Origin of the sequence: Nonomuraea sp. NPDC050540 (assembly GCF_044457485.1) — a bacterium.
Classification (GTDB): Bacteria; Actinomycetota; Actinomycetes; order Streptosporangiales; family Streptosporangiaceae; genus Nonomuraea.
Window position 1 is genome coordinate 151,324 of record NZ_JBITHA010000013.1, and the last position, 23,870, is coordinate 175,193.

Consider the following 23,870-nt stretch of genomic DNA (forward strand, 5'->3'; position numbering starts at 1 on the left):
GGGGAGTTCCGAGAGCGGCCTCGCCGCGAGGCGGGACCGCGCGAGGCGGTCGCTGCCTAAGTTCAGCCTGCGCAACTGGCGTGTGAGATGGCGCCTGACGGCGCTCATCCTCGTGCCCACGGTGGCCGGCGTGGTTCTCGCGGGCGCCCGGGTCGTCACCTCCGTCGAAAGCGTCAACGTCTACGACCGCGCGGCGGCCGCCGCCGAGCAGAGCGGGCGCATCCGCGACCTCGTGCAGACGGTCGGTCTGGAGCGTGACACCGGGACGTGGATGTACACGGCGGGGGCCGCGGGCAGAGAGCTCAAGGGCGCCTTCACCGCCCGCCAGAAAGAAGTCAACGACCAGGTCAAGGCCCTGCAGGAGGACCTGACCGCCATGGCCGACTTCGGTCCACGCGTCGAGCACGCCGTCATGATGGTGCGGACCTCGCTCAACCTGGCCAAGATTCGCGCGGACAAGGTTCCGACCGCCTACCGCGGTCTCACCGACTCCCTGCTGAGCCTGCACGACGAGCTGAGCCTGCTGACCCAGGACGCCGCGACGATCGGCTACCACCGCGGCCTCAGCGCGCTCGCGCGGGCCAAGGAGGAGATCTCCCAGCAGCGCTACCAGCTGCTCATCGGCTACTACCGCTACCGCTCGGTCGACGCGCAGGAAGCCCAGCGCTTCATCGCCTCCCACTCCCGCCAGCTTGAGGCCCAGGCCGACTTCGGCGCCGAGGCCGGCGTCGAGTTCGGCATGAAGCTGCGCAACGCGCTTCCGCCCACCGAGTACTACGGCACCGAGCTGACCAAGGCCCGCGCGATCGTGCTCGCGGGCAACAAGGAAGCCGGAGCGGTCTTCAGCAACCACCTCATCGAGGACCCCAACGTCTGGTTCGACGACAACAGCAAGGTCATCGACGCCATCGGCGGCGTGGAGAACGAGGTCGCCCAGCGGCTCTCGGCCCGCGTGCTGGAGCTGAAGAACGCCGAGGTGCGCAGCGCGGTCGTCGCCGGCGTCGCCATCCTGCTGCTGCTCGTGGCCGTGCTGCTGTTCACCGTCGTCATCGCCCGCTCGATGGTCTCGCCGCTACGGCGGCTGCGCACCGAGGCGCTCGACATCGCCGGCTTCCGCCTGCCCGACGTGGTGCGCAAGCTGCGTATCACCGGTGACACCTCCGCGGGCGCGGTGCGGCCCATCGACATCGAGGGCCAGGACGAGATCGGCGAGGTCGCCAAGGCCTTCGACGAGGTCCACCGCCAGGCCGTACGGCTGGCCGGCGAGGAGGCCGAGCTCCGCAGCAACATCAGCGCGATGTTCGTCAACCTCTCGCGCCGCACCCAGACGCTGGTCGAGCGGCAGATCTCGCTGATCGACGGCCTGGAGAAGGGCGAGCAGGACGGCGGCCGCCTGGCCGACCTGTTCAAGCTCGACCACCTCGCCACCCGCATGCGCCGCAACTCCGAGAACCTCCTGGTCCTCGCCGGCCACGAGCCCACCCGCCGGCGCAGCCAGCCCGCCAAGCTCGTCGACGTCGTGCGCGCCGCGCTGTCGGAGGTCGAGGACTACGAGCGGGTCCAGGTCAAGGTGCACCGTTCCACCTCCGTGGTGGGCAGCGCCGCCAACGACCTCGTCCACCTCGTCGCCGAGCTGGTCGAGAACGCGATCCAGTTCTCGCCCAAGAACAGCCAGGTGATCGTCTCCAGCAGTGTCATCGAGGGCGGCGGCGCGCTGCTGTCGGTGAGCGACGCCGGCATCAGCATGACCGAGGACGAGATGGGCGAGGCCAACCGGCGCCTGGCCGAGCCGCCGGTCGTGGACGTGTCGGTCTCGCGGCGGATGGGCCTGTTCGTGGTCGGCCGGCTGGCGCTGCGCCACGGCATCCGCGTGCAGCTGCGCAAGGGCGAGGGCGCCGGCCTGATCGCCATGGTGCTGCTGCCGCCCACGCTGATCCCCGACGGCTCGCAGCCGCAGCCCAACGCCCAGCGGCCCGCCTTCGGGGGCGGCACCGCGGCCGCGCCCGCGCCCGCCTTCGGCGCGCCCGCGCAGAGCTTCAACTCCTTCGGCAGCTACGACTCGCAGGACCTCACGGCCTCGCGCGGACGGCTGACCGGGTTCACCGCCGACACCGACGGCGGCGCCTTCCGGCAGGACAGCGGGACCTTCCCGTCGTTCCCGAGCGGACCGCAGCAACCCCAGCCGCCGCAGCGCCGCCAGGAGCACCCGTCGTTCCCGAGCGTGGAGCAGCCCGCCCATTCCAGCGCGGAGCACGCCTTCCCGAGCGTGGAGCAGCCCGCGTACCCCAGCGTGGAGCACTCCTCCTACCCGAGTGTGGAGCGGCCCTCCTACCCGGGCACCGAGCAGCCCGCGTATCCCGGCGTCGAGCAGCCCGCCTATCCCAGCGTCGAGCAGCCGTCGTACCCCAGCGCGGACTCCGGGCCCCTGCCGACGCGGGGCCCCGCCGCCGACCCGTCCGCCCCGGCCAGGGAGAACACGGGGGCCTTCCCCGTGTCCCAGCCCACCGCCGAGGTACGGCCCGCCTACCCGCCCTCCACCGGCGCCTTCCAGCCGCAGACGCCGGTGCCGCCACCGGCCGGTGGCGGATACCCGACGCCCCCGGCAAGCCGGCCACCGATGCGGCAGCCGTTCGGGACGCCGGAGCCGGTCCGCGAGCACTGGCGCAGGGACGTGCCGTCGGTGGACGTCTCCCCGATGGAGCCTGAGCAGGAGGAGTTCCTGCCGATCTTCGCCTCCGTCGAGTCGGCCTGGTTCCGCCGGCCGCCGGGAGAGCAGGCGCCAAGTACCCAGACGCCGGGGGCTCAGGCGCCGGGGGCTCAGGCGCAGGGCGAGCGGGCGCCTGAGGCACAGGAGTTGCCCAGGAGGGATGAGGCCGCACCCCCGCAGGCCGTACCCTCTGGGGAGGAAACGTGGCGAACCCCCGCCGACGCCGGATGGCGTGCGGCGGCGGCCGCCAGCGACCCCAGTCTCGGCGGACTCACCTCCGCCGGTCTGCCCAAGCGCACGCCCAAGGCCAACCTGGTGCCGGGCACGGCGGGCCAGCAGGCCCAGCCGCTGTCCCCGATGCCGCCGGTGTCCGCGGATCGCATCCGCAGCCGGATGGCCAGCTACCAGCAGGGTGTGCGCCGCGGTCGTGCGGAAGTACGTGAACAGGAGGAACAAGAGTGAGCGAGCGTCCTGCCGCTAGGGAGGTAGCGTGACTACCCTTAGCCACGAGGCGCACCGGTTCGACTGGCTGATCACCGACTTCGTGAGGAACACTCCCGGGGTCGCGCACGCCGTCGTCGTCTCCGCCGATGGGCTGTGCCTGGCCAGCTCAGAAGGCTTCCCGCCGGACCGCGCCGACCAGCTCGCCGCCGTGTCCGCCGGGCTGCTCAGCCTGACGGTGGGCGCCTCTCGGGTCTTCGAGGGCGGCGCCGTCACCCAGACGGTCGTGGAGATGCAGCGCGGGCTGCTGCTGGTCATGGCGATCAGCGACGGTTCCGTGCTCACCGTGCTGGCCGCCCCCGACTGCGACATGGGGTTGGTGGCGTACCAGATGACGCTGCTCGTCGACCGCGCCGGCCAGGCACTCACGCCGTCCCTGCGTGCGGAACTCCAGGCAGCCAGGACGCGGTGATGCGATGAAATCGATGGGACAGGCCCGTGTATGGCAGTGACGGGGACGACGAGCCCCTGTTCCGCCCCTACGCGGTAACCGGCGGTCGCTCCGAACCGCGCTACCACCTGGCCATGGAGACCCTGGTGTCCTCCATGTCGATCCCTGATGACGAGTTGTCCCTGCTCACGCCCGAGCAGGATGCGATCATGCAACTCTGCCGCACCTTCCGGTCGGTCGCCGAGATCTCGGCCCTGCTCCGGGTTCCGCTCGGTGTGGCGCGCGTGCTGGTGGCGGACATGTCCGACGAAGGACTCGTCCGCCTGCACCAGCCACGTCTCGCCCAGGGACAGCCAGACCTCAACATGCTCGAAAGGGTGCTCAGTGGCCTACGACGCCTATGAACACAGTGCAGGCTCTAACGCAGGCCTCACATCCACCAAGATTGTGGTCGCGGGCGGCTTCGGCGTGGGCAAGACGACGTTCGTGGGGGCGGTGTCCGAGATCCTCCCGCTCACCACGGAAGCGGTCATGACGGACGCGTCCGCGGGCATCGACGACCTCGGCATGACACCGAACAAGCAGACCACCACGGTGGCGATGGACTTCGGCCGGCTCTCGCTCGACCGTGACCTCATCCTCTACCTGTTCGGCACGCCCGGTCAGCACCGCTTCTGGTTCATGTGGGACGACCTCGTACGCGGGGCCATCGGCGCCGTCGTCCTGCTCGACACGCGGCGCCTGGCCGACAGCTTCCCCGCGATCGACTACTTCGAAGAGGCCAAGCTGCCCTTCGTCGTGGGCGTCAACGGGTGGGACGGGCAGTTCCCGCACGGCGAGGAGGAGGTGCGGGAGGCGCTGGCGCTGCCCTCGCACGTGCCGATCGTCCGCACGGACGCCCGGCACCGCGACTCGGTCAAGGCGACGCTCATCGCGCTGGTGGAGCACGTGGTCCGCATCCGCGCCGCGCACGTCTGACGTTCATCGGGTACGGCCCGGCGGCCCCTCTCCACGCGGAGCGGGGCCGCTTCGGCTTTTCGGGGTTCTTCAGGCGGTGCGCCGCCCGATCAGCGCCTCCACGCCGTCCAGCACGCGCTCCAGCCCGAACTCGAAGGCGTGCTCCGCGCTGTAGGCGCCGCCCAGGGCCTCCCCTGTCGCCTGTCCCACCCGCGCGGCCGTGGGGAATCGGGCGGTGTCGCCGATGCGGGCCAGGAAGGGCGCGTGGGCGGCCCACCACTGCTCGTCGCTCATTCCGGTCTGAGACTCGGCCTGAGCGGCCTCCACCGCGCCTCTGGCGGTGCCGTGAACGAACCCGCTGACGAGCGTGAGCACCGCGTCCATCTCGACGTCGGTGAGCCCGATGCCGTCCAGCGCGCGTAGCTCGAAGTCGTACTTGGCGGTGACGTTGGGGCCCAGCACCGGCCGGGAGGTGGCGACCTGGAGCAGCCAGGGATGACGCAGGTAGAGCCGCCAGTTCTCCCTGGCGATGCGCGACAGCCGTTCGCGCCAGCCGCCCGGAAGATCCTCGGGCCGCTCGACCTCCCCGTAGACGGTGTCGAGCATGACGTCGAGCAGTTCCGGCTTGCCGGGCACGTAGGTGTAGAGCGACATCGTCCCCACACCCAGCTTCTCGGCGACCCGCCGCATGGACAGCGCCTGCAGCCCGTCGGAGTCGGCCACCTCGATCGCCGCGCGGACGATCCGCTCGACGCTGAGGTCCGGCTTGCCCTTACGGCTGACGCGGTCGCTGGTGCGCCAGAGCAGCGCGAGGCTGCGCGCCGGGTCGCCCTTTCCGGTGTACTCGATGGTCACGATCCGTACGGTACACCGTACGGCCGGGGAAGATCACGCCACGGTGGTGGAGAGCGCGTGCTCGACCAGCGCGATGAGCGTGGACTTGACCGCGTCGCGGTGCCGGGCGTCCGTGCGGACGATCGGGACGTGTGGCGAGAGCGTGAGGGCCTCGCGCACCTCGTTCTCGACGTGGGGGAACTGCCCGTGCCATCCGTTGAGCCCGATCACGAAGGGGATGTCGGCGTTCTCGAAGTAGTCGACGGCGGGGAAGCTGTCGGCCAGGCGGCGGCTGTCCACCAGCACGACGGCGCCGATCGCGCCCTTCACCAGGTCGTCCCACATGAACCAGAAGCGGTGCTGGCCCGGGGTTCCGAACAAGTAGAGGATCAGCTCGCGGTCTAAGGAGAGCCGCCCGAAGTCCATGGCCACCGTGGTGGTCGACTTGCCGGGGATCAGCCCCAGGTCGTCGATGCCCGCGGAGGCATCCGTCATCACCGCTTCCGTCGTCAAAGGCATGATTTCCGACACCGACCCGACGAACGTGGTCTTCCCGACACCGAAACCACCGGCGACCACGATCTTGGTCGAGGTGAGGCCCGAGTTAGAGCCTGCGTAGTCCACTGAGCACCCTTTCCAGCAGGCTCCTGTCCGGCAGGCCTGCGTCCAACTGCGGCTGGTAGATCCGTACCAGCCCTTCCGCCTCCATGTCCGCGATCAGTACGCGGGCCACGCCGAGGGGGATGCTCAGCAATGCAGAGACCTCCGCCACCGACCTGACCTGGCGGCACAGCTCGCTGATGGCACGGTACTCCCGTGTGTAGGCCATGCCCAGCTGCGCCGAGGTCGCCGAGGAGACGAGCGCCTCCATCGCCAGGCCGCTGCGCGGAGCGGTACGCCCGCCGGTGACCGCGTACATGCGTACCAGCGAGCTGCGCTCCGCCTCCGGCGGGCCGTCATGCCACGATGCCACAGTCGACTCCGATCACCAGGGGCGCGCTGCGGAGAGCTCGGCGCGTACGGCGGGCGTCAGCACCTGCCCCGCGCGCTCCACGAGGATGGTCATTTGATAGGCGACGAGGCCCATGTCGCAGTCGGGAGCGGCCAGCACGGCCAGGCTGGACCCGTCGCTGATCGACATCGCGAGCAGGAGCCCGTGCTCCATCTCGACCAGTGTCTGGTTGACGCCGCCGCCTTCGAACACGCGGGCCGCGCCCGCGGTGAGGCTGATCAGGCCCGCCGTGATGGCGGCCAGCTGGTCCGCGCGGTCCTGCGGGAAGCCTCGCGAGAACGCCATCGGCAGACCGTCGGCGGAGACGACCACCGCGTGGGCCACGCCGGGCACCTGTTCGACGAAGCCGGTGACCAGCCAGTTCACGTCCCTGGCCGCCTGGCTCAGATTTCTCATGGGTTCTCCTCAAGCTCTGAGCGCCCTTTGCGGACGCCCTGCTGGTAGCTGGAGAGCCTGCTTCGCAGCCTGTCTGGCTCGACCGGCGGCGGGGGCGGCGGTGGGGCCGCCGGTGTGGCAGAGCCCGGAACAAGGTTCGCTCTTGGCGTGCGTTTCGGCAATCCCGAAGAGGTCGTACCACCGTGTTCCGGCTCGCCGGTCGAGCGGGCGGCCTGCCAGGCGCTGTCGGCGGGCGACTGCCAGTCGGTGCGCTGGTCGGGGGTGGGGGAGGACTTGGTGAACCAGCTCGACTCGTTCTCGACCGCCGCGAAGATCGGCAGATACTCGTCGACCTTGGGGATGGGGCTGGTCATCTCGATCGACGGCGTGGCCGCGGAGAACCAGGAGCGCGGCTCGGACTCGGGCAGCGGCACGTCGAGCGACGGGTGCTGCGGCCTGGCGTCGTAGGAGGGCGGCCCCGAGTCGTAGGAGGGCGTGTGGGAGGGCGTGGCGTCGAAGGAGGGCGGTCCTCCGGCGGGCGGTCCCCCCGGCGGGCCTCCCGCGTGCGGCGTCGAGTGCGGTCCCGTGCCGTGCGACCGGGGCAGCAGTGAGCTGACGGGCGGGCCGCCCATGGGCGGGTTCCCCGCGGGCTGCGCGGATCCGCCCAGCGTTCCTCCGGCGAACGGCGAGGCCGCCGGGTCGAACGGCGAGGGTCCCGTGTCGAAGGGGGATCCGGTCTCGAAGGGCGAGGGCCCCGTGTCGAACGGCGGCGCGGCCGGAGCGTCGAAGGAGTCGAACGGCGCGCCGGCCGCGGCAGGGGCCACGTCGAAGGAGTCGAAGGCCTGCCCGCCCGGCTCCGGCACCTGCTCGGTCACCGCCGACAGCAGCGCCTCCGGTATCAGCACCATCGCGGTCAGCCCGCCGATGTCCTGGCGGCGTAACTGGACCCGGATGTTGTGCCGCAGCGCCAGCCGGCCGACCACGAACAGGCCCATCCGCCGCGACACCGACACGTCCACGACCGGCGGGTTGGCCAGCCGCCAGTTGGCCTGGGCCAGCTCTTCCGGGGTCATGCCGATGCCCTGGTCGGTGACCGACACCATGAGCCCGCCGCCGTCGATCCGGCTGCTGTTGATGATCACCTTGGTGTCGCGCGAGGAGAAGGAGACCGCGTTCTCCACCAGCTCGGCCAGCAGGTGCACCACGTCGCTGACGGCCTGCCCGGCGATCGCCGCGGCCGACTGCACCTGGATGCTGACCCGGTCGTAGCTCTCCACCTCGCCGAGCGCGGCCCGGACGATGTCCAGGAGCTCGACCGCCTCACTCCACTTGCGCGCCGCCTCCTGCCCGGCCAGGACCAGGAGGTTCTCGCTGTTGCGGCGCATGCGGGTGGCGAGGTGGTCGAGCTTGAAGAGGTCGCCGAGCCTGGTGTCGTCGCGTTCGCCGCGCTCCAGCCGTTCGATGAGGGTGAGCTGCCGTTCGACGAGCGTCTGCGACCTGCGGGAGAGGTTGACGAACATGGCGTTGACGTTGGAGCGCAGCCGCGCCTCGTCACCGGCCAGCCGTACGGCTTCGCGGTGCACCTCGTCGAAGGCGCGCGCGACCTCGCCGACCTCGTCCTTGGAGAAGATGCCGATGGGCGGGATCTCGACGTCGGCGCCGCCGTCGCGCGACTCGCGCAGCCGCTGGACGAACTCCGGCAGCCGCCGCCCGGCGATCTCCAGGGCCTCGCCGCGCAGCCTGCGCAGGGGCCGTACCAGAGAGCGGGCCACGCCCGTGGTGATCAGCAGGACGGCGATGAGCAGCGCGAGCACGGCGCCGGCGATGAGGTAGGCGCGCTGGCGTTCGGCGGAGGTGAGCTGCTCGCTGCGAGTCACGATGCCGGCGGACTGGCGGCGCTCCACGGCGCGCATGGAGTCGACCATCACGCTGGCCGCCTCGTACCACTCGCGGGCGTCGTCGCGCTTGGCCAGGTCGAGGCCCTTGAGCGGCTGGTTGTTGGCGGCCCGGCTGAGCACGAGTTCGCGCAGGAACAGCATGCGCTCGGTGCCGGCCGCGTTGACGTTCTCGTCGAAGACGCGCCGCTCGTCAGCGGTGGCCTCGGCGGTGAAGGCCCGGCGCTCGTTGGTCTCGCGGGCCTGCTCGCCGAAGACGGCCTTGAGCTGCTCCTGCTCGAAGCGGCCCGCCTGCAGCGCGATGGTGATCCACGCCTGCTGCCGGGAGACGGCCTCCTTGGCCCTGGCCAGTGCGACGAGCAGCTGCGACTGGCGGAACAGCTCGTCGTCGTCGGTGCCCTTGCTGAGTTCGTCGTGGACGGAGATCAGGTCGCTGATGACGGTCGTGTAGAGCTCGATGGACGGTCCGGGCAGCAGGTCGCCCTTGCTGGTCTGCTCGCGCAGCCCGGTCAGGTCGTCGAGCCTGGCGAGGGTGGCCTCCAGCTCGTCGGCGGTGCGGCCGGCGACCTCCCCCGACAGGTCCTCGGCGCTGGACTTGACGGTGGAGGCGGCGCCGCTGGTCTCGCGGACCTGCTGGGTGAGCGTCTCGACGCCGTTGTCCGGGCGGCCTCTGGCGATGAACCAGGCGGCGACGGCGCGCTCGCGGGCCACCTGGTGGGTGAGCTCACTGATCTGGTCGGACAGGCGGGCGAGCTGGTTGGTGCGTTCGTAGTCGGAGGCGGCGCCGGTGGAGGCGAACATCTGCACGCCGCCGAGCAGGACGGCGGCGGCGGTGGGAATGAGGATCAACGAGACGAGCCGCGCCCGGACACGCCAATTGCGTAGCCGCCAGCCTCCCTCGTCGGCGGCTCTTGCCTGCCTTTCGCCTAACTGTGTGCTCACCGAACGCAACCTCTCGCCGCCCATATCGGCGTATATGGAAGGCCGTGCGGGCCCTTGGGAAATCCAGCAAGTGGGGGTAATTGGAACACATGCCGACTGTTGCGGCCAATCGAACATTACGCGCCAGAATTCGAGAGATGGGTCGCATGAGGCGAGAAGCTGGGGCTCCATCTTTCGGCCGGAAATAACCACGGAAGGTGGCGACTGTCCGCCTATAGGCGATTGTCCCGTTCCAAGGCAGTAACGCATGGGAAGCGCCCCGGTATCTGGACGGTCACGACGTTGTGATTTGCGCTATTCACCACATATGTTGGCCCCCGTCCTAGCTACCTACGGGAGGCAAAATGGGGCTTGCTCCCGAGAGCGCGGCCATCGAGGTCAAGGGTCTCTGGAAGATCTTCGGGTCCGCCGCCGAAAAGGTGCTGAACAGTGAAGACAAGCACCTCGAAGCCGCCCCCCTCCGTGAGAAGACCGGCTGCACGGCCGCCGTGCGGGACGTGAGCTTCACGGTACGGCCCGGCGAGGTCTTCGTCGTTATGGGCCTGTCCGGAAGTGGCAAATCCACACTGGTCCGCTGCCTGACCCGATTGATCGAGCCGAGCGCCGGCGAGATTTCCATCGGCGGCGAGGACATCGGCCGCGCGAGCCCCGCGCGCCTGCGCGAGATCCGCCGCCACCGCGTCAGCATGGTCTTCCAGCACTTCGGGCTGCTGCCCCACCGCCGCGTCATCGACAACGTCGCCTACGGCCTGGAGGTCCAGGGCGCCGCCAAGGCCGCCAGGCACGAGCGGGCCCGCGAGATCCTCTCCCTGGTCGGCCTCGACGGGCACGGCGACGCCTACCCCGACCAGCTCTCCGGCGGCATGCAGCAGCGCGTCGGCCTGGCCCGCGCCCTCGCCGTCGACCCCGAGGTCATGCTCTTCGACGAGCCGTTCAGCGCCCTGGACCCGCTCATCCGCCGCGACATGCAGGCCGAGGTGATCAGGCTCCACCGCGAGGTCGGCAAGACCATGGTCTTCATCACCCACGACCTGTCCGAGGCGCTCAAGCTCGGCGAGCGCATCGCCATCATGCGCTCCGGCTCGATCGTGCAGCTCGGCACCCCCGAGGACCTGGTCGGCGCGCCGGCCGACGACTACGTGGCCGACTTCGTCCGCGACGTGCCGCGCAGCCACGTGCTGACGCTGCGCTGGATCGCCCGGCCGCCCGAGCCGGGCGAGGCCCTGGACGGCCCCGCCCTGCCCGCCGCGACCGTGGTCAAGGACGCCATCGAGGTCTCCTCCGGCTCCGGCCACCCGATCCGGGTCATGGACGGCGACGAGCTCGTGGGCGTCGTGGACCGGGTGGACATGCTCTCCTTCCTGGCCGGGCACGAGACGCCGGCCGTACGGGCCGGGGCATGAGCGCGACCGCGGTCGGGACCCCGCCCCGCGTCAAACTGCCCAGGTGGGCCCTGCCGGCAGCGGCGGCGGTCGCGTTCGCGGTGGGCTATGTCGTCTTCCGCGGGGTGGGAACGCTCCCACACGATGACGAGGCGGGCACGTTCGTCGCGCTCACCGACGCGCGCGAATGGGTCGACGACAACAAGAACGCCAACCCGGTCTTCCTCTACTTCATCAACTACATCCGGCTGTTCATCGACGGCCTGTTCCAGGCCTTCGAGACCGTGCTGCACGCGCTCGGCTGGCCCGGCCTGCTCGGCGTGATGGGCGGCATCGGCTGGCTGGCGGGCGGCTGGCGGGTCGCGCTGCTGGGCGTGGCCGGGTTCGCCTCGTTCGGCGTGCTGGGCGTGTGGGAGCACAGCGTCGACACCCTCGCCCTGGTCGCCACGGCCGTCCTGCTGTCGCTGCTGGCCGGGCTGCCCCTGGGCGTGTGGGTGGGCCGCTCGCCGCGGTTGCGCCGGGCGATCACGCCGGTGCTCGACTACATGCAGATCATGCCGACGTTCGCGTACCTCGCGCCGATGGTGTTGTTCTTCCAGATCGGCGCGCCCGCGGGCGTCGCGGCCACGATCATCTACGCGATCCCGCCCGCGATCCGCATCACCGCGCTCGCGATCGAGCAGGTCTCGCCCACCGCCGTCGAGGCCTCCGCCTCGCTCGGCGCCACCCGCTGGCAGACCCTGTTCAAGGTACGGCTGCCGCTGGCCCGCTCCACCATGACCCTCGCGATCAACCAGACGATCATGATGGCCCTGTCCATGGTGGTCATCGCCAACCTGATCGCCGCCCCCGGCCTCGGCTCCGACATCATCAAGGGCCTGTCCAGGGAGAACGTCGGCATCATGCTCCCGGCCGGCCTCGCGATCGTGGTGATGGCCGTGGTGCTCGACCGCACCACGATGGCGGCCGCCCGGCAGCGGGCCCAGGCGGGACTGTCGCGGCTCAAGCTCGCCGTCGCCGCCGCGATCGCCGCCGTGGGCATCGGACTGGCGTACGCGCTGCCGCCGGAGTTCCCCAGCGCGCTGGAGTTGCAGATGGGCGGACCGGTGAACGAGGCGGTGCGCTGGGCCGAGCGCACCTGGTACCCGGTCACCGACGCGCTCAAGGAGTTCACCACCCGGCTGCTGCTGAACCCGCTCGACGGGGTGCTCACCACCGCCCCCTGGTGGCTGGTCGCCGCCGCCGTGCTCGCCTTCGCCTTCTGGGCCGCCGGGGTGCGCCCGGCGCTGACGGCGCTCGGCTGCCTGCTGGCGATCGCCCTGCTCGGGCTGTGGGAGCACAGCATGCAGACGCTGACCATGGTCTTCGTGGCGGTGACGGTCACGCTGGCGATCGGCCTGCTGCTGGGCATCGCCGCGGCCCGCTCCTCCCGCTTCTCGGCCGTCCAGCGCCCGCTGCTGGACGCCGCCCAGACGATGCCCTCGTTCGTCTACCTGCTTCCGGCGCTGGCGTTGTTCGGCGCGACCCGGTTCACCGCCATCTTCGCCTCGGTGATCTACGCGGTGCCGCCGGTGGTCCGGCTGGTGGAGGAAGGGTTGCGCGGGGTGCCGCCGACCGTGGTGGAGGCGGCGCTGTCGGCCGGGTCGACCCCCGGCCAGCTGCTGCGCAAGGTGCAGTTGCCGATGGCGCGCAAGTCCATCCTGCTCGCGGTCAACCAGGGCATCGTGATGACGCTGGCCATGGTGGTGCTCGGTGCCATGGTCGGGGGTGGCGCGCTCGGCTACGACGTCGTCTCGGGGTTCTCCCAGCGCACGGACTTCGGCATGGGCTTCGCCGCCGGAATCGCCATCGTGCTGCTGGGCATCATGCTCGACCGGATCACGCAGGGCGCCGACAGGCGTCCGTCCCCCCAAAAGAGGAAGCCGATATGAAGATTCGCCTGCTTGCAGGCCTTCTGACGCTTGGACTGGCCGTCGCGGGATGCGGCGGAGCCAAGGTGGAAGACAAGCCCAGCTCGGCCGCCGCGCCGTCGGGCTCGCAGAGCGCGGCGCCGGCCTCGGGCGGCGGCACCGTGAAGATCGCGATCAACCCGTGGGTGGGCTACGAGGCGAGCGCCAACGTGGTGGCCTACCTGCTGAAGAAAGAGCTCGGATACACGGTCGAACTGCCGGAGATCAAGGAGCAGCTCGCCTGGGAGGGCTTCGAGACCGGCGACGTCGACGTCATCATCGAGAACTGGGGCCACCCGGACCTCAAGAAGCAGTACATCGACGAGAAGAAGGTGGCCCAGGTCGCCGGCTCGACCGGCAACAAGGGCGTCATCGGCTGGTACATCCCCAAGTGGATGGTCGACAAGTACCCCGGCATCACCGACTTCAAGAACCTGAACAAGTACGCCGACCTGTTCAAGACCTCCGAGTCGGGTGACAAGGGCCAGCTGCTGTTCGGCGACCCGTCGTACGTGTCCAACGAGGACGCCCTGATCAAGAACCTCAAGCTCAACCTCAAGGTCGTCACCGGCGGCTCGGAGGCGGCCCTGATCAAGGGCGCCCAGCAGGCTCAGGAGCAGAAGAAGCCGCTGCTGTTCTACTTCTGGGACCCGCACTGGCTCTTCAGCAAGACGGAGCTGGCCAGGGTGAACCTGCCGCCGTACGCCGAGGGCTGCGACGCAGACCCCAAGAAGGTGGCCTGCGACTACGCCGAGATGGACCTCGACAAGATCGTCAGCACGAAGTTCGCCACGTCCGGCGGCAAGGCCTATGACCTGGTCAAGAACTTCACGTGGACCAACGAGGACCAGAACGCCGTGGCCGACGACATGACCAACAACGGCATGTCGGGCGAGGACGCGGCCAAGAAGTGGGTCGAGGCCAACACCGCCAAGTGGCAGGCCTGGATTCCCAAGTGACCCCCGGCAGGCCGCGGCCCCTCGCGGGCCGCGGCCACGAGGACCTGTGATGCCAATCAAACCGATCGCGGGGCTGCTGGTCGCGGTCCTGCTGCTGTCCGCCTGCACCGGTGAGGAGCCCAAGGCCGCCCCCGGCACGCAGGGCACCGTGAAGATCGACATGCACGCCTGGGTCGGGTACGAGGCGACCGCGGGCGTGCTGGCCTATCTGCTGGAGCACGAGCTCGGCTACAAGGTGCAGACGCGAAAGATCACAGAGGACAAGTCGTGGCCCGATTTCGCCGCCGGCAAGGTGGACGTGATCGTCGAGAATTGGGGCCACCCCGCGGAGAAGAAGGAGTGGATCGAGGAGAAGAAGGCGGCAGTCCCCGCCGGTTTGACGGGGAACAAAGGGGTGATCGGATGGTATGTCCCTGAGTGGATGGTCAGGAGATATCCAGACATCACCAATTATAGAAATTTGAACAAGTACGCCGCGCTCTTCAAGACCAGCAAGTCTGGAAATGCCGGGCAGTTCTTGGCGGGCGATCCGACCTTCGTCACGAACGACGAGGCGATCATCCGCAACCTCGGCCTCAATTTCAAGGTCGTCTACTCCGGCAGCGAAGACGCGCTCATCAAGGCGGCCCAGCAGGCGACCGCGAAGAAGAAGCCGCTGCTGATGTATTTCTACGAACCCCAGTGGCTGTTCACCAAGATCAAACTCGTCAAGATCAACCTGCCGGCGTACGCGATCGGGTGCGACGCCGACACCGAGACGGTGGCCTGCGACTATCCGCCCTACCTCCTGGACAAGATCGTCAGCGCGGACTTCGCCCGCACCGGCGGCAAGGCCTACGAGCTGGTCCGCAACTTCAGCTGGACCAACGACCACCAGAACAAGGTCGCCAGCGACATGGTCAACGAGAAGATGAGCGCCGAGCAGGCCGCCAAGAAGTGGGTCGACGAGAACAAGATCGTGTGGAAGGACTGGATCCCCAGGTGAGCTACGACTTCGTCATCGTGGGAGGGGGGTCGGCGGGCTGCGCGCTCGCCAACCGGCTCAGCGCCGACCCCTCGGTCAGCGTGCTGGTGCTGGAGGCGGGCCGGCCCGACTACCCGTGGGACGTGTTCATCCACATGCCGGCGGCGCTCATGTTCCCCATCGGCAGCCGCTTCTACGACTGGAAGTACGAGTCCGAGCCCGAGCCGCACATGAACGACCGCCGCGTCTACCACGCCCGCGGCAAGGTGCTCGGCGGCTCCAGCAGCATCAACGGCATGATCTTCCAGCGCGGCAACCCGCTGGACTACGAGCGCTGGGCGGCCGACCCGGGCATGAAGTCCTGGGACTACGCCCACTGCCTGCCGTACTTCAAGAAGATGGAGAACTGCCTGGCCGACCCCGGCGGCGAGTGGCGCGGCGGCGACGGCCCGCTCAAGCTGGAGCGGGGCCGCGCGGAGGGGCCGCTGTTCGAGGCGTTCTTCACCGCGGTCCAGGAGGCCGGCCACCCGCTCACCGACGACGTGAACGGCTTCCGGCAGGAGGGTTTCGCCGCCTTCGACCGCAACCTCCACCGCGGCCGCCGCCTGAGCGCCGCCCGCGCCTACCTCCATCCGGTACGGCGCCGCCCCAACCTGACCGTCCGCACCCGGGCGTTCGTCGAGAAGGTCGTCTTCGAGGGCACCAGGGCGGTCGGCGTCATCTGCGACGGCGAGCGGATCGCGGCCAAGGAGGTCGTCCTCTGCGGCGGCGCGATCAACACCCCGCAACTGCTCCAGGTCTCCGGCGTCGGCCCCGAGGCGGTGCTGGAGCAGGCCGGCGTGCCCGTCGTGCACGACCTGCCGGGCGTCGGCGAGCACCTGCAGGACCATCTGGAGGTCTACGTCCAGCACGCCTGCCTGAAGCCGGTCTCGATGCAGCCGTCGCTGGCCATGTGGCGCCGGCCGTTCATCGGCGCGAACTGGCTGTTCCTGCGCCGCGGGCCGGGTGCCACCAACCACTTCGAGGCCGGCGGCTTCATCCGCTCCAACGACGAGGTCGCCTACCCGAACCTGATGTTCCACTTCCTGCCGATCGCGGTCCGCTACGACGGCTCGGCCCCGGCCGGCGGGCACGGCTACCAGGTGCACATCGGCCCCATGTACTCCGACGCGCGCGGCTCGGTCCGCATCACCTCGCCGGACGTGCGGGTCAAGCCGCAGCTGCGCTTCAACTACCTGTCCACCGACCAGGACCGCAGGGAGTGGGTGGAGGCGATCCGCCACGCCCGCGCCATCCTGGCCCAGCCCGCCTGGGAGGGGCTGAACGGCGGCGAGATCTCCCCGGGGCCCGAGGTCGAGACCGACGAGCAGATCCTCGACTGGGTGCGCAAGGACGGCGAGACCGCCCTGCACCCCTCGTGCACCGCCAGGATGGGCGTGGACGAGATGTCTGTCCTGGACCCGGAGACGATGCGGGTGCACGGGCTGGAGGGGCTGAGGGTGGTCGACGCCTCGGCCATGCCGTACGTGACGAACGGCAACATCTACGCGCCCGTCATGATGCTCGCCGAGAAGTCCGCCGACCTGATCCTCGGCAACACGCCGCTCGACCCGATCCCCACGCCATTCTACCGCCACCAGAGCCGGTGACGCTGCGTAGCATGGGCCGACATGGATGACAGGGATCTGCGGCACCTGCGGCGCTGCGTGGAGCTGGCGGCGCTGGCGCTGGACAAGGGCGACCAGCCGTTCGGCTCCGTGCTGGTGTCCGGCGAGGGCGCGGTGCTGTTCGAGGACCACAACCACGTGGCGGGCGGCGACCACACCCGGCACCCGGAGTTCGAGATCGCCCGCTGGGCGGCGGTCAACCTGACGCCGGGGGAGCGGGCGGCGGCCACCGTGTACACCTCGGGGGAGCACTGCCCCATGTGCGCGGCCGCCCACGGCTGGGTCGGGCTCGGCCGCATCGTGTACGCCGCCTCGTCGGAGCAGCTGGGCGAGTGGCTAGGTGAGCTGGGGGTGCCCGCGCCGCCGGTCGCCATGCTGCCCATCCGCGCCGTGGTGCCGGGAGCCGTGGTCGACGGCCCCGCCCCCGCGCTGACCGCCGAGATCCGCGCGCTGCACCGCCGCTTCCACACGAGCTGATCTCCGGTACGGCACGCGCCGCAGTACCGGAGAACTGCACACCCCCAGAGCGGTCAGAACCGCAGAGCGGTCACGACCGTCGTGCGGTCAGGATCGTCGTGCGGTCAGGATGACCACCAGTGGGCGGCGACCAGTTCGGCGACCAGCGTCTCCGTCAGCAGCGCCACGTCAGGGTCGGAGTCGTGCGCGTAGCGGACGGACGCCGCCGCGCCCGGCAGGCCGGCGCCGACGGCGAGCACCGTGGAGCCGCGCTGCTCCACCCACTCCATCGCCTGCGCGTCGTAGGCGGAGCCGGGGAAGAGGATGGCGCGGTAGTCGAGGGTCTTGGTGAGGTACACGTCCACGTGGGACCAGTCGCCGGTCTCGCACGCGTCGGCCGGGCGGCGCGGCCCCTCGCGGAACATCAGCGCCGACTGCTCCGCCGACGACAGGTGCTCGGCGGGGGCGATCGTGTAGACGCCGTGCGGGCCGTCCAGGAGCTCGATGGCCCGCGGCAGCCACTCCTCGCGGCGGTCCAGCAGGTCCGCGGTGGCCTCGGCCGCCTGCCAGACCAGCCCGGCCACGCCGCGGTGGCCGCCGCTCAGCCGCGCCTCCAGGGCGAGCAGGAGCGCGAGCGTGTGCTGGAACGTACGGCAGGCCACCCCGCCCCGCTCCTCGCCCGCCAGCATGTCCACGACCGCGTCGGCGCCCTCGGCCACCGCCGAGCCGGGGTCGTTGGTGAGCGCGGCGACGAACGCCTGCCCGCCCCGGTAGCGGGCGACGGCGTCCAGGGTCTCCCTGCTGCCTCCGGTCGCCGAGATCGGCACCACGAGCGTGCCGCGCGCCGCCGGGAACGACGTCCGCGCGGAGGCGTACTCGGCCACCGCGTTCACCCCGGCCGCCCGCAGCCGTAGCGCCGCCACGCCCGCGGCGTAGCGGGAGCTGCCCATGCCCAGGAACACCACACGATCGACGTCGCCGGGGATCGCCGCGAACGGGTCCTCCGACAGCGACTCCGCCAGCTTGGCCAGGGACTCGGGCTTGGCTTCCAGGTCGGCCAGGAACAGCTCGGGGTTCACGCGGGGTCCTCTTTCTCGTCGTACCAGGTGTGCAGGACGCCCATCGGGGCGTAGCGCCAGCGGGGCAGGTGGCGGGCGGCGTAGATCAGCTCGCGGCACTCCTGCTCGACCTCGAACGGCCGGATCAGGGCGGGGTCGAGCAGGTCGCGGGCGCCGGTGTAGGCGGCCAGCATCTCGCGCCTGGCCCGCCGTACCCAGCCGGCGGCCTCGCCGGGCGGGATGCCGCGGCGCTTGATCGCCACCTGGGCGACGTGCTCCAGGCTCGTGGTCAGTTGCGCGAGGTCCCTGGCCGGCGGCTGGTACGGCGCCGCGTCGGCCACCGTGGGGTTGCCGTCGAAGTCGATGACCGCGTAGCCGTCGCGCCAGCGCAGGATCTGTCCCACGTGCAGGTCGCCGTGGATCCTGATCCGCGGCCCGGTCGCCGGGGCGGCGAGCGGGGCCAGTTCCGCGCGCATCCTGCCGGCTTGGGCGGCCAGCCACGCGCCGTCCGCCCCGCCGGTCACCGTCAGCGCCTCCTCCAAGGCGCCCAGCGCCCGCGTCAGCAGCCCGCCGTCCTGGCCACCTCCCTGCCCGCTGTCGGGGCGACCGTCAGGGCCGCTGCCGGGGCCGCCCTCGGGGCCGGAGCCGTGGCAGGAGGGCGCGGGGAAGGAGGACAGCGCGGAGTGGAGGTTGGCGGCCAGGTGGCCGAGCGGCGTCGCGAAGGAGGTGTCGGCTGAACAGCAGGCGTCCACGCACCACTCCCAGCCGTCCCTGGCGTCCGGAAGGTAGCCCGTGACCAGGGCGAGCAGGAGCTCCGACTTGTCGTCGGAGCGTGTCAGGGCCGCGTAAGGAGGAGCTGTTTCGTTGAAGCCGGCGTCAACGAGGTGGGCGAAGATCTCGGGCGTCGGGTGGGGGAGCGGAACGGGCGGCGTGAGCCATTTGACGACCACCGATTCGGCCACCACGACCGAGTGGTTGGTCATGTCCACGTGCTCGCCGAAGCCGCGTTCAAGCGCCACCCCGGTGCCCTGATCAGCTTCGCCGTACGACAGAGTGGGCAGAGGCTGGAAGCGGCGCACGGCGAACGGCGCCGGCGGTTCCGACGCCAGCGCGGCGAGGAGCGCGGCTGTGAGGCCGTGATCCCGTTCGGTAAGGGGATTCTCACCCACAGAGAGCAACCGCTCCCATATTGAATCCGAGTTCAACAGGCAGACCAAACTTCCAGGTGGCAATGTCCGGAAAAGTCTTGCTCATGTTGATTTCTACTGCAACACTCCTCTCCTGGTCTGGCGTGCCTGGATGGTTGCGCGACCTCTTCCCCGAATTCCTGAAGGAGTAGCGACCGTGTTCCGTACCCGGTTCACCCGTCGTCTTCCGGCCGCCGTCGCGGTTGCCGGCCTCGCGCTCGCCGCCGCAGCGTGCGGCGGTGGTGAGTCGACCAGCACCGGAGCCCAGGCCGCGCCCAGCGCCAGTGCGGCCCAGCTCAACGCCAACGCCGACCTGTCCAAGCAGTCGCTCCAGGTCACGGTCTGGGACGGTTACACGCCCAAGGAGCTACCCGACAAGGTCAAGCAGGACCTCAAGATCTCCAACGTCAAGATCAATCTGCACGCCACCAACGAAGAGGCGATCACCAAGCTGACGGCCGGCGCCGACAGCGGCGGCATCGACGTGGCGTTCGTGTCCGGCCAGTACGCGCAGGCGCTGTGGGAGCAGGGGCTTCTGGAGCCGATCCACCCCGAGATGATCCCGAACCTGAGCAACCTCTACCCCGAGGCCACCCAGCTGTCCTACGACAAGGGCAACAAGTACTCCGTGCCCTACACCTGGGGCACCACGGGCATCTGCTACCGCTCCGACCTGGTGAAGGCCGAGCCCACGAGCTGGAACGACATCCTCAAGCCGCCGGCCTGGGCGCAGAAGAAGGTCACGATGATGACCACCGAGCGCTGGCTGGCCCTGCCCGCGCTGAAGGCGCTCGGCTACTCGGTCAACACCGACAAGGACGACGAGATCGCCAAGGCCAAGGAGCTCCTGACGGCCGCCAAGCCGCACCTGCTCCAGTACGACGACACCACCTTCGGCGACAAGCTCAAGTCCGGCGAGGCCGTGATGGTCGAGGCCTGGGACGGCTGGTGCCCGACCACCGACGCGAAGAAGAACATCAAGTTCGTGGTCCCGAAGGAGGGCAGCGACCTCTGGGTGGACACCATGGTGATCATGAAGTCCTCCAAGAACAAGGAGGCCGCGCACGCCCTGATCAACTACATCCTGGACCCGAAGATCCACGGCTGGGCCGCCGAGAACATCAACTACAAGGTTCCGAACAAGGCCGCCATGGACGCCGTGAAGGTGCCCGAGGGCTCGCTGCTGGGCATCAAGCCCGCCGAGCTGCTCAACGGCGAGTCCATTCGCGACCTGGGTGAGGCGTCCACCAAGTACACCCGCCTGTCGTCCGAGGTCACGGCGAAGTAGGCAGTGAAGAGCCAGACCAGGGCCCGGCCGGCGTCCTCCGCGAGGGGGCGCCGGCTAGCGGCCTTTTCCTTTTTGTCGCCGGGGCTGGCCTACCTGATCGTCCTGCTGCTGGTGCCGCTGGCGCTGGTGCTCAGCTTCACGGTCTTCAAGCGCGGCCGGTTCGGCGGCATCGTCTACGAGTTCACCACCGAGAACTTCTCCCGGCTGATCGACCCGCTCTACCTCGGCGTCCTGGGCAACTCGCTCAAGATCGCCGCGATCACCACGCTGATCGCGCTGCTGATCGGCTACCCGACGGCGTACTTCATCGCGCGACTGCCCCGTAACTGGAAGACGATCGCGCTGGTGGCGATCGTGCTGCCGTTCTGGACGAACTTCATCATCCGGGTCTACGCCTGGATCATGCTGCTCAGCGGCCCCGGCATCGTGAACTCGGTGCTCGGCACCCAGATGGAACTGCTCTACAAGGACGGCGCGGTCGTCGTCGGCCTGCTCTACTCCTACCTGCCGCTGATGGTGCTGCCGCTGTACGCGACGATCGAGAAGCTCGACCCGCAGTTGCGCGAGGCCTCGGCGAACCTGGGCGCCTCCGCGTTCACGACCTTCCGCAAGGTGACGCTGCCGCTGACGGTGCCCGGCGTGCTGACCGGCTGCCTGTTCGTGTTCGTGCCGAGCTTCGGCAACTTCGTCATCCCGGAGATGCTGGGCGGCGGCAAGTCGATCATGGTGGGCAACCTGATCCGCACCGAGTTCCTCAAGGCGCGCGACTGGCCGTTCGGCTCGACGCTGGCCCTCGCGCTGATCGCGGTGCTCATCGTGCTGCTGATGATCCAGTCCTGGGCGGCCCGCCGTGCGTAGGGCCAGGCTGCTGCACGTCCCGTTCTGGGCGACGATCGTCTTCCTCTACCTGCCGATCGCCGTCCTGGTCGTCATGTCCTTCAACTCCGGCGAGTCCGCCTACACCTTCGAGGGTTTCAGCCTCAAGTGGTACGGCGAGCTGGCCGGCGACGAGCGCGTCATCAAGGGCCTGGTCAACACGCTGATCGTGGCGCTCGGCTCCACCGCGATCGCCACCGTGCTCGGCACCCTGCTGGCCGTCGGCCTGGCCCGCCACACGCGCTCCAAGCTCCTGGACGCGGTGGCCCTGATGCCGGCCGTCCTGCCCGACCTGGTGCTCGCGATCGGCCTGCTGCTGTTCTTCGTCACGATCCAGCAGTCGCTCGGCCTGCACTCGGTGATCCTCTCGCACGCGGTCTTCTCGATGGCGTTCGTGGCCGCGGTCGTGCGTACCCGCCTCAGCGGCGCGGACGTCTCGCTGGAGGAGGCCAGCCGCGACCTGGGCGCGGGCCCGGTGACCACGTTCATGAAGGTGACGTTGCCGCAGCTGGCGCCGGGCATCGTGGCCGGCGCGATGCTCGCGTTCACGCTCTCGCTCGACGAGTTCGTCATCGCCTTCTTCACGATCGGCAACGCCGACCCGACGTTGCCGATCGTCATCTACTCAATGATCCGATTCGGGGTGACCCCGGAGATCAACGCCCTGGCCTCGATCCTCCTGCTGGTGAGCTTCACCGCGGTGATCGCGGGGCAGCGGCTGACGAAGATCGGGGAATCACGTGCTCAAGATTGACGGCATCACGCGCCGGTTCGGCGAGGTCACCGCGCTCGACGGGGTCTCGCTGGAGATCGGCCAGGGCGAGTTCTTCGCGCTGCTCGGCCCCTCGGGCTGCGGCAAGACGACGCTCCTGCGCATCCTGGCCGGCTTCGAGACGCCCGACGGCGGCTCGGTCTCACTCGACGGCGCCGACCTGCTCACGCTGGCGCCCAACAAGCGGCCGATCAACCTCATGTTCCAGTCCTACGCGCTGTTCCCGCACATGAGCGTCGCCAAGAACGTCGCCTACGGCCTGGAACGCGAGAAACTGCCCCGCGGCGAGGTCAAGAAGCGCGTCGGCGAGGTGCTGGAGACCGTCGGCCTGTCCGCCCAGGCGAACAGGAAGCCGCAGCAACTGTCCGGTGGCCAGCGCCAGCGCGTCGCCCTGGCCAGGGCCATCGTCAAGCGCCCCCGGCTGCTCCTGCTCGACGAGCCCCTGTCGGCACTGGACAAGAAGGTCCGCGCGGACATGCAACTGGAGCTCAAGCGGCTGCAGCACGAGGTCGGCATCACCTTCGTGGTCGTCACCCACGACCAGGAGGAGGCCATGTCGCTGGCCGACCGCATCGCGGTCTTCGACACCGGCCGCGTGCGCCAGGTGGACCGCCCCGTCGAGCTCTACGAGCGCCCCCGCTCCCGCTTCGTCGCCGACTTCGTCGGCGCCAACAACCTCTTCGCCGGTACGGCCGGCGCCGACGGCACCCTGCGCACCGAGAACTTCGGCACCCTGCGCGGCACGGTCGTCGAACAGGTGCCGGAAGGGGCGGCGGCGCTGCTGGCCGTACGGCCGGAGAAGCTGGAACTGACCGAGGACGGCCCGCTCAAGGGCAGCGTGCTGGACGTCAGCTTCTACGGCGGCGTCTCGCACATCTCCGTCGAGGTGCCCGGCCAGGCCAAGCCCGTGCTCGTGGCCGTGCAGGGCGCCAGCGCGGTGAAGCCCGGCGCCGAGGTCGGGCTGCAGTGGGGGGAGCGGGACGCGGTCCTGCTCCCGGCGGTTCAATGAGCGAGGTCGTTGCCGGTCGCCGCGCGCGCGTAGGAGAGGATCAGCTCCACCGCCTCCGCCGGGCCGATCACCGGGTGCCTGGCCGTGATGCGGTAGCCGTAGGCGTCCTCCAGGGCCACCAGGTTGCGCGAGATCGTCAGCGCGTCCGCGCTCAGCGTGAACACGCCGAGCGCGGCCCCGGTGTCCAGGATCGACTGGTACATCGACACCTGGCGGTCGTAGAGCGAGGTGAGCAGCACGCCGTACATCCGGTTGCGGCCGGCGGCCCCGCCGAGCTCGTTGAGCAGGCGCACGTCCGGGTCGAGCGGCCCGGTCGGCAGCCCGGAGCGGATCGTCATGACCAGCTTCTCCACCGGGTCCATGACGGCGGCGATCTGCCGCAGGCGCTGCTCGTAGAAGCGCTCCATGCCCGCGTGCTGGGCCTCGACGAGCAGCTCGTTGAGGTCGGGGTAGTGGTAGAGCACGGCGCCGGAGGTCAGACCGGCCTCCTCGGCCACGTGCGAGAGCTGCACTCCGTCGACGCCATGCCGGATGATGGCTCGGCGCGCCGCCTCGATCAGATCGATCCGGCGATCCGTGCGACTCTTGCGCTGGGCCACGCCCACCCCCGATGCACCATGATTCAGCAAAGCCGTCACTATAGTGCCGCGAAGTTGACCTTTACGCTAGATCAGCATTTGAATTCCCGT

General features: G+C 69.8%; 22 protein-coding genes. 14 read left to right on the plus strand and 8 right to left on the minus strand.

The genetic code is table 11. The features are described 5' to 3' along the window. Positions 1 to 82 precede the first annotated feature (82 nt). Genes ACIBI5_RS36420 through ACIBI5_RS36435 form a run of 4 tightly spaced genes read left to right on the plus strand, consistent with a single transcriptional unit; the run spans position 83 to position 4,577 of the window. Positions 83 to 3,169 (plus strand): nitrate- and nitrite sensing domain-containing protein, encoded by a 3,087-nt coding sequence (locus ACIBI5_RS36420; RefSeq protein ID WP_397253509.1) that lies wholly within the window; start codon positions 83 to 85, stop codon positions 3,167 to 3,169. A 28-nt stretch (positions 3,170 to 3,197) separates the two neighbouring features. Then, positions 3,198 to 3,620 (plus strand): roadblock/LC7 domain-containing protein, encoded by a 423-nt coding sequence (locus ACIBI5_RS36425; RefSeq protein ID WP_184965631.1) that lies wholly within the window; start codon positions 3,198 to 3,200, stop codon positions 3,618 to 3,620. 26 nt (positions 3,621 to 3,646) lie between these two features. Continuing rightward, positions 3,647 to 4,003: a DUF742 domain-containing protein gene (locus tag ACIBI5_RS36430; protein ID WP_184965629.1), complete on the plus strand. Its 357-nt coding sequence runs from the start codon at positions 3,647 to 3,649 to the stop codon at positions 4,001 to 4,003. Positions 4,004 to 4,046: 43 nt separating this feature from the next. Then, positions 4,047 to 4,577, plus strand: a complete 531-nt coding sequence (locus ACIBI5_RS36435) for an ATP/GTP-binding protein (RefSeq protein ID WP_379620268.1) — start codon at positions 4,047 to 4,049, stop codon at positions 4,575 to 4,577. Between the two features lie 69 nt (positions 4,578 to 4,646). Here ACIBI5_RS36435 and ACIBI5_RS36440 read toward each other — a convergent pair whose 3' ends face one another. The 5 genes from ACIBI5_RS36440 to ACIBI5_RS36460 form a co-directional block, all read right to left on the minus strand. Beyond that, positions 4,647 to 5,411: a TetR/AcrR family transcriptional regulator C-terminal domain-containing protein gene (locus ACIBI5_RS36440; protein ID WP_397253511.1), complete on the minus strand. Its 765-nt coding sequence runs from the start codon at positions 5,409 to 5,411 to the stop codon at positions 4,647 to 4,649. A gap of 33 nt (positions 5,412 to 5,444) precedes the next feature. Beyond that, the gene (locus tag ACIBI5_RS36445) at positions 5,445 to 6,014 is read right to left on the minus strand and encodes a GTP-binding protein (RefSeq protein ID WP_397253513.1); all 570 of its coding nucleotides are present in this window, start codon (positions 6,012 to 6,014) and stop codon (positions 5,445 to 5,447) included. After that, positions 5,995 to 6,309: a DUF742 domain-containing protein gene (locus ACIBI5_RS36450; protein WP_221340875.1), complete on the minus strand. Its 315-nt coding sequence runs from the start codon at positions 6,307 to 6,309 to the stop codon at positions 5,995 to 5,997. Before ACIBI5_RS36450 ends, ACIBI5_RS36445 begins: the two co-directional genes overlap by 20 nt. Positions 6,310 to 6,375: 66 nt before the next feature. Further along, the gene (locus ACIBI5_RS36455) at positions 6,376 to 6,789 is read right to left on the minus strand and encodes a roadblock/LC7 domain-containing protein (protein WP_397253741.1); all 414 of its coding nucleotides are present in this window, start codon (positions 6,787 to 6,789) and stop codon (positions 6,376 to 6,378) included. A gap of 5 nt (positions 6,790 to 6,794) precedes the next feature. Then, complete coding sequence (locus ACIBI5_RS36460) at positions 6,795 to 9,614, minus strand: nitrate- and nitrite sensing domain-containing protein (RefSeq protein WP_397253515.1); 2,820 nt, start codon at positions 9,612 to 9,614, stop codon at positions 6,795 to 6,797. A 344-nt stretch (positions 9,615 to 9,958) separates the two neighbouring features. On the opposite strand from ACIBI5_RS36460, the gene ACIBI5_RS36465 reads away from it, so the two are divergent. The 6 genes from ACIBI5_RS36465 (at position 9,959) to ACIBI5_RS36490 (ending at position 17,012) form a co-directional block, all read left to right on the plus strand. Further along, a complete protein-coding gene (locus ACIBI5_RS36465; RefSeq protein WP_397095207.1) occupies positions 9,959 to 11,017 on the plus strand; it encodes a glycine betaine/L-proline ABC transporter ATP-binding protein in 1,059 nt (352 codons plus the stop codon). Then, positions 11,014 to 12,927 (plus strand): ABC transporter permease, encoded by a 1,914-nt coding sequence (locus tag ACIBI5_RS36470; protein WP_397253517.1) that lies wholly within the window; start codon positions 11,014 to 11,016, stop codon positions 12,925 to 12,927. Before ACIBI5_RS36465 ends, ACIBI5_RS36470 begins: the two co-directional genes overlap by 4 nt. 65 nt (positions 12,928 to 12,992) lie before the next feature. Further along, the gene (locus tag ACIBI5_RS36475) at positions 12,993 to 13,904 is read left to right on the plus strand and encodes an ABC transporter substrate-binding protein (protein ID WP_397253519.1); all 912 of its coding nucleotides are present in this window, start codon (positions 12,993 to 12,995) and stop codon (positions 13,902 to 13,904) included. A 49-nt stretch (positions 13,905 to 13,953) separates the two neighbouring features. After that, positions 13,954 to 14,889 (plus strand): ABC transporter substrate-binding protein, encoded by a 936-nt coding sequence (locus ACIBI5_RS36480; protein ID WP_397253520.1) that lies wholly within the window; start codon positions 13,954 to 13,956, stop codon positions 14,887 to 14,889. After that, on the plus strand, positions 14,886 to 16,517 hold the full coding sequence (gene betA / locus ACIBI5_RS36485; protein WP_397253522.1) for a choline dehydrogenase: 1,632 nt from the start codon (positions 14,886 to 14,888) through the stop codon (positions 16,515 to 16,517). The genes ACIBI5_RS36480 and betA overlap by 4 nt, the downstream gene beginning before the upstream one ends. A gap of 21 nt (positions 16,518 to 16,538) precedes the next feature. Next, positions 16,539 to 17,012, plus strand: a complete 474-nt coding sequence (locus ACIBI5_RS36490) for a nucleoside deaminase (RefSeq protein WP_397253524.1) — start codon at positions 16,539 to 16,541, stop codon at positions 17,010 to 17,012. Between the two features lie 104 nt (positions 17,013 to 17,116). Here the strand turns inward: ACIBI5_RS36490 and ACIBI5_RS36495 are convergent, their stop codons facing one another. Further along, complete coding sequence (locus ACIBI5_RS36495; protein WP_397253526.1) at positions 17,117 to 18,070, minus strand: SIS domain-containing protein; 954 nt, start codon at positions 18,068 to 18,070, stop codon at positions 17,117 to 17,119. Beyond that, positions 18,067 to 19,218 (minus strand): hypothetical protein, encoded by a 1,152-nt coding sequence (locus tag ACIBI5_RS36500; protein WP_397253528.1) that lies wholly within the window; start codon positions 19,216 to 19,218, stop codon positions 18,067 to 18,069. The genes ACIBI5_RS36495 and ACIBI5_RS36500 overlap by 4 nt, the downstream gene beginning before the upstream one ends. A 175-nt stretch (positions 19,219 to 19,393) precedes the next feature. On the opposite strand from ACIBI5_RS36500, the gene ACIBI5_RS36505 reads away from it, so the two are divergent. The 4 genes from ACIBI5_RS36505 to ACIBI5_RS36520 all read left to right on the plus strand — a co-directional run bounded on the left by ACIBI5_RS36505 (position 19,394) and on the right by ACIBI5_RS36520 (position 23,181). Further along, positions 19,394 to 20,524, plus strand: a complete 1,131-nt coding sequence (locus tag ACIBI5_RS36505; RefSeq protein WP_397253530.1) for a spermidine/putrescine ABC transporter substrate-binding protein — start codon at positions 19,394 to 19,396, stop codon at positions 20,522 to 20,524. 72 nt (positions 20,525 to 20,596) lie between these two features. Beyond that, the gene (locus ACIBI5_RS36510) at positions 20,597 to 21,382 is read left to right on the plus strand and encodes an ABC transporter permease (protein WP_397253532.1); all 786 of its coding nucleotides are present in this window, start codon (positions 20,597 to 20,599) and stop codon (positions 21,380 to 21,382) included. Beyond that, positions 21,375 to 22,154, plus strand: coding sequence for an ABC transporter permease (locus tag ACIBI5_RS36515; RefSeq protein WP_397253534.1), 780 nt, complete (start codon positions 21,375 to 21,377; stop codon positions 22,152 to 22,154). Before ACIBI5_RS36510 ends, ACIBI5_RS36515 begins: the two co-directional genes overlap by 8 nt. Beyond that, positions 22,141 to 23,181, plus strand: a complete 1,041-nt coding sequence (locus ACIBI5_RS36520; protein ID WP_397253535.1) for an ABC transporter ATP-binding protein — start codon at positions 22,141 to 22,143, stop codon at positions 23,179 to 23,181. Before ACIBI5_RS36515 ends, ACIBI5_RS36520 begins: the two co-directional genes overlap by 14 nt. On the opposite strand, the gene ACIBI5_RS36525 is transcribed toward ACIBI5_RS36520, so the two are convergent. Beyond that, complete coding sequence (locus ACIBI5_RS36525; RefSeq protein WP_397095231.1) at positions 23,175 to 23,810, minus strand: TetR/AcrR family transcriptional regulator; 636 nt, start codon at positions 23,808 to 23,810, stop codon at positions 23,175 to 23,177. The genes ACIBI5_RS36520 and ACIBI5_RS36525 overlap by 7 nt on opposite strands. Between the last annotated feature and the right edge of the window lie 60 nt (positions 23,811 to 23,870).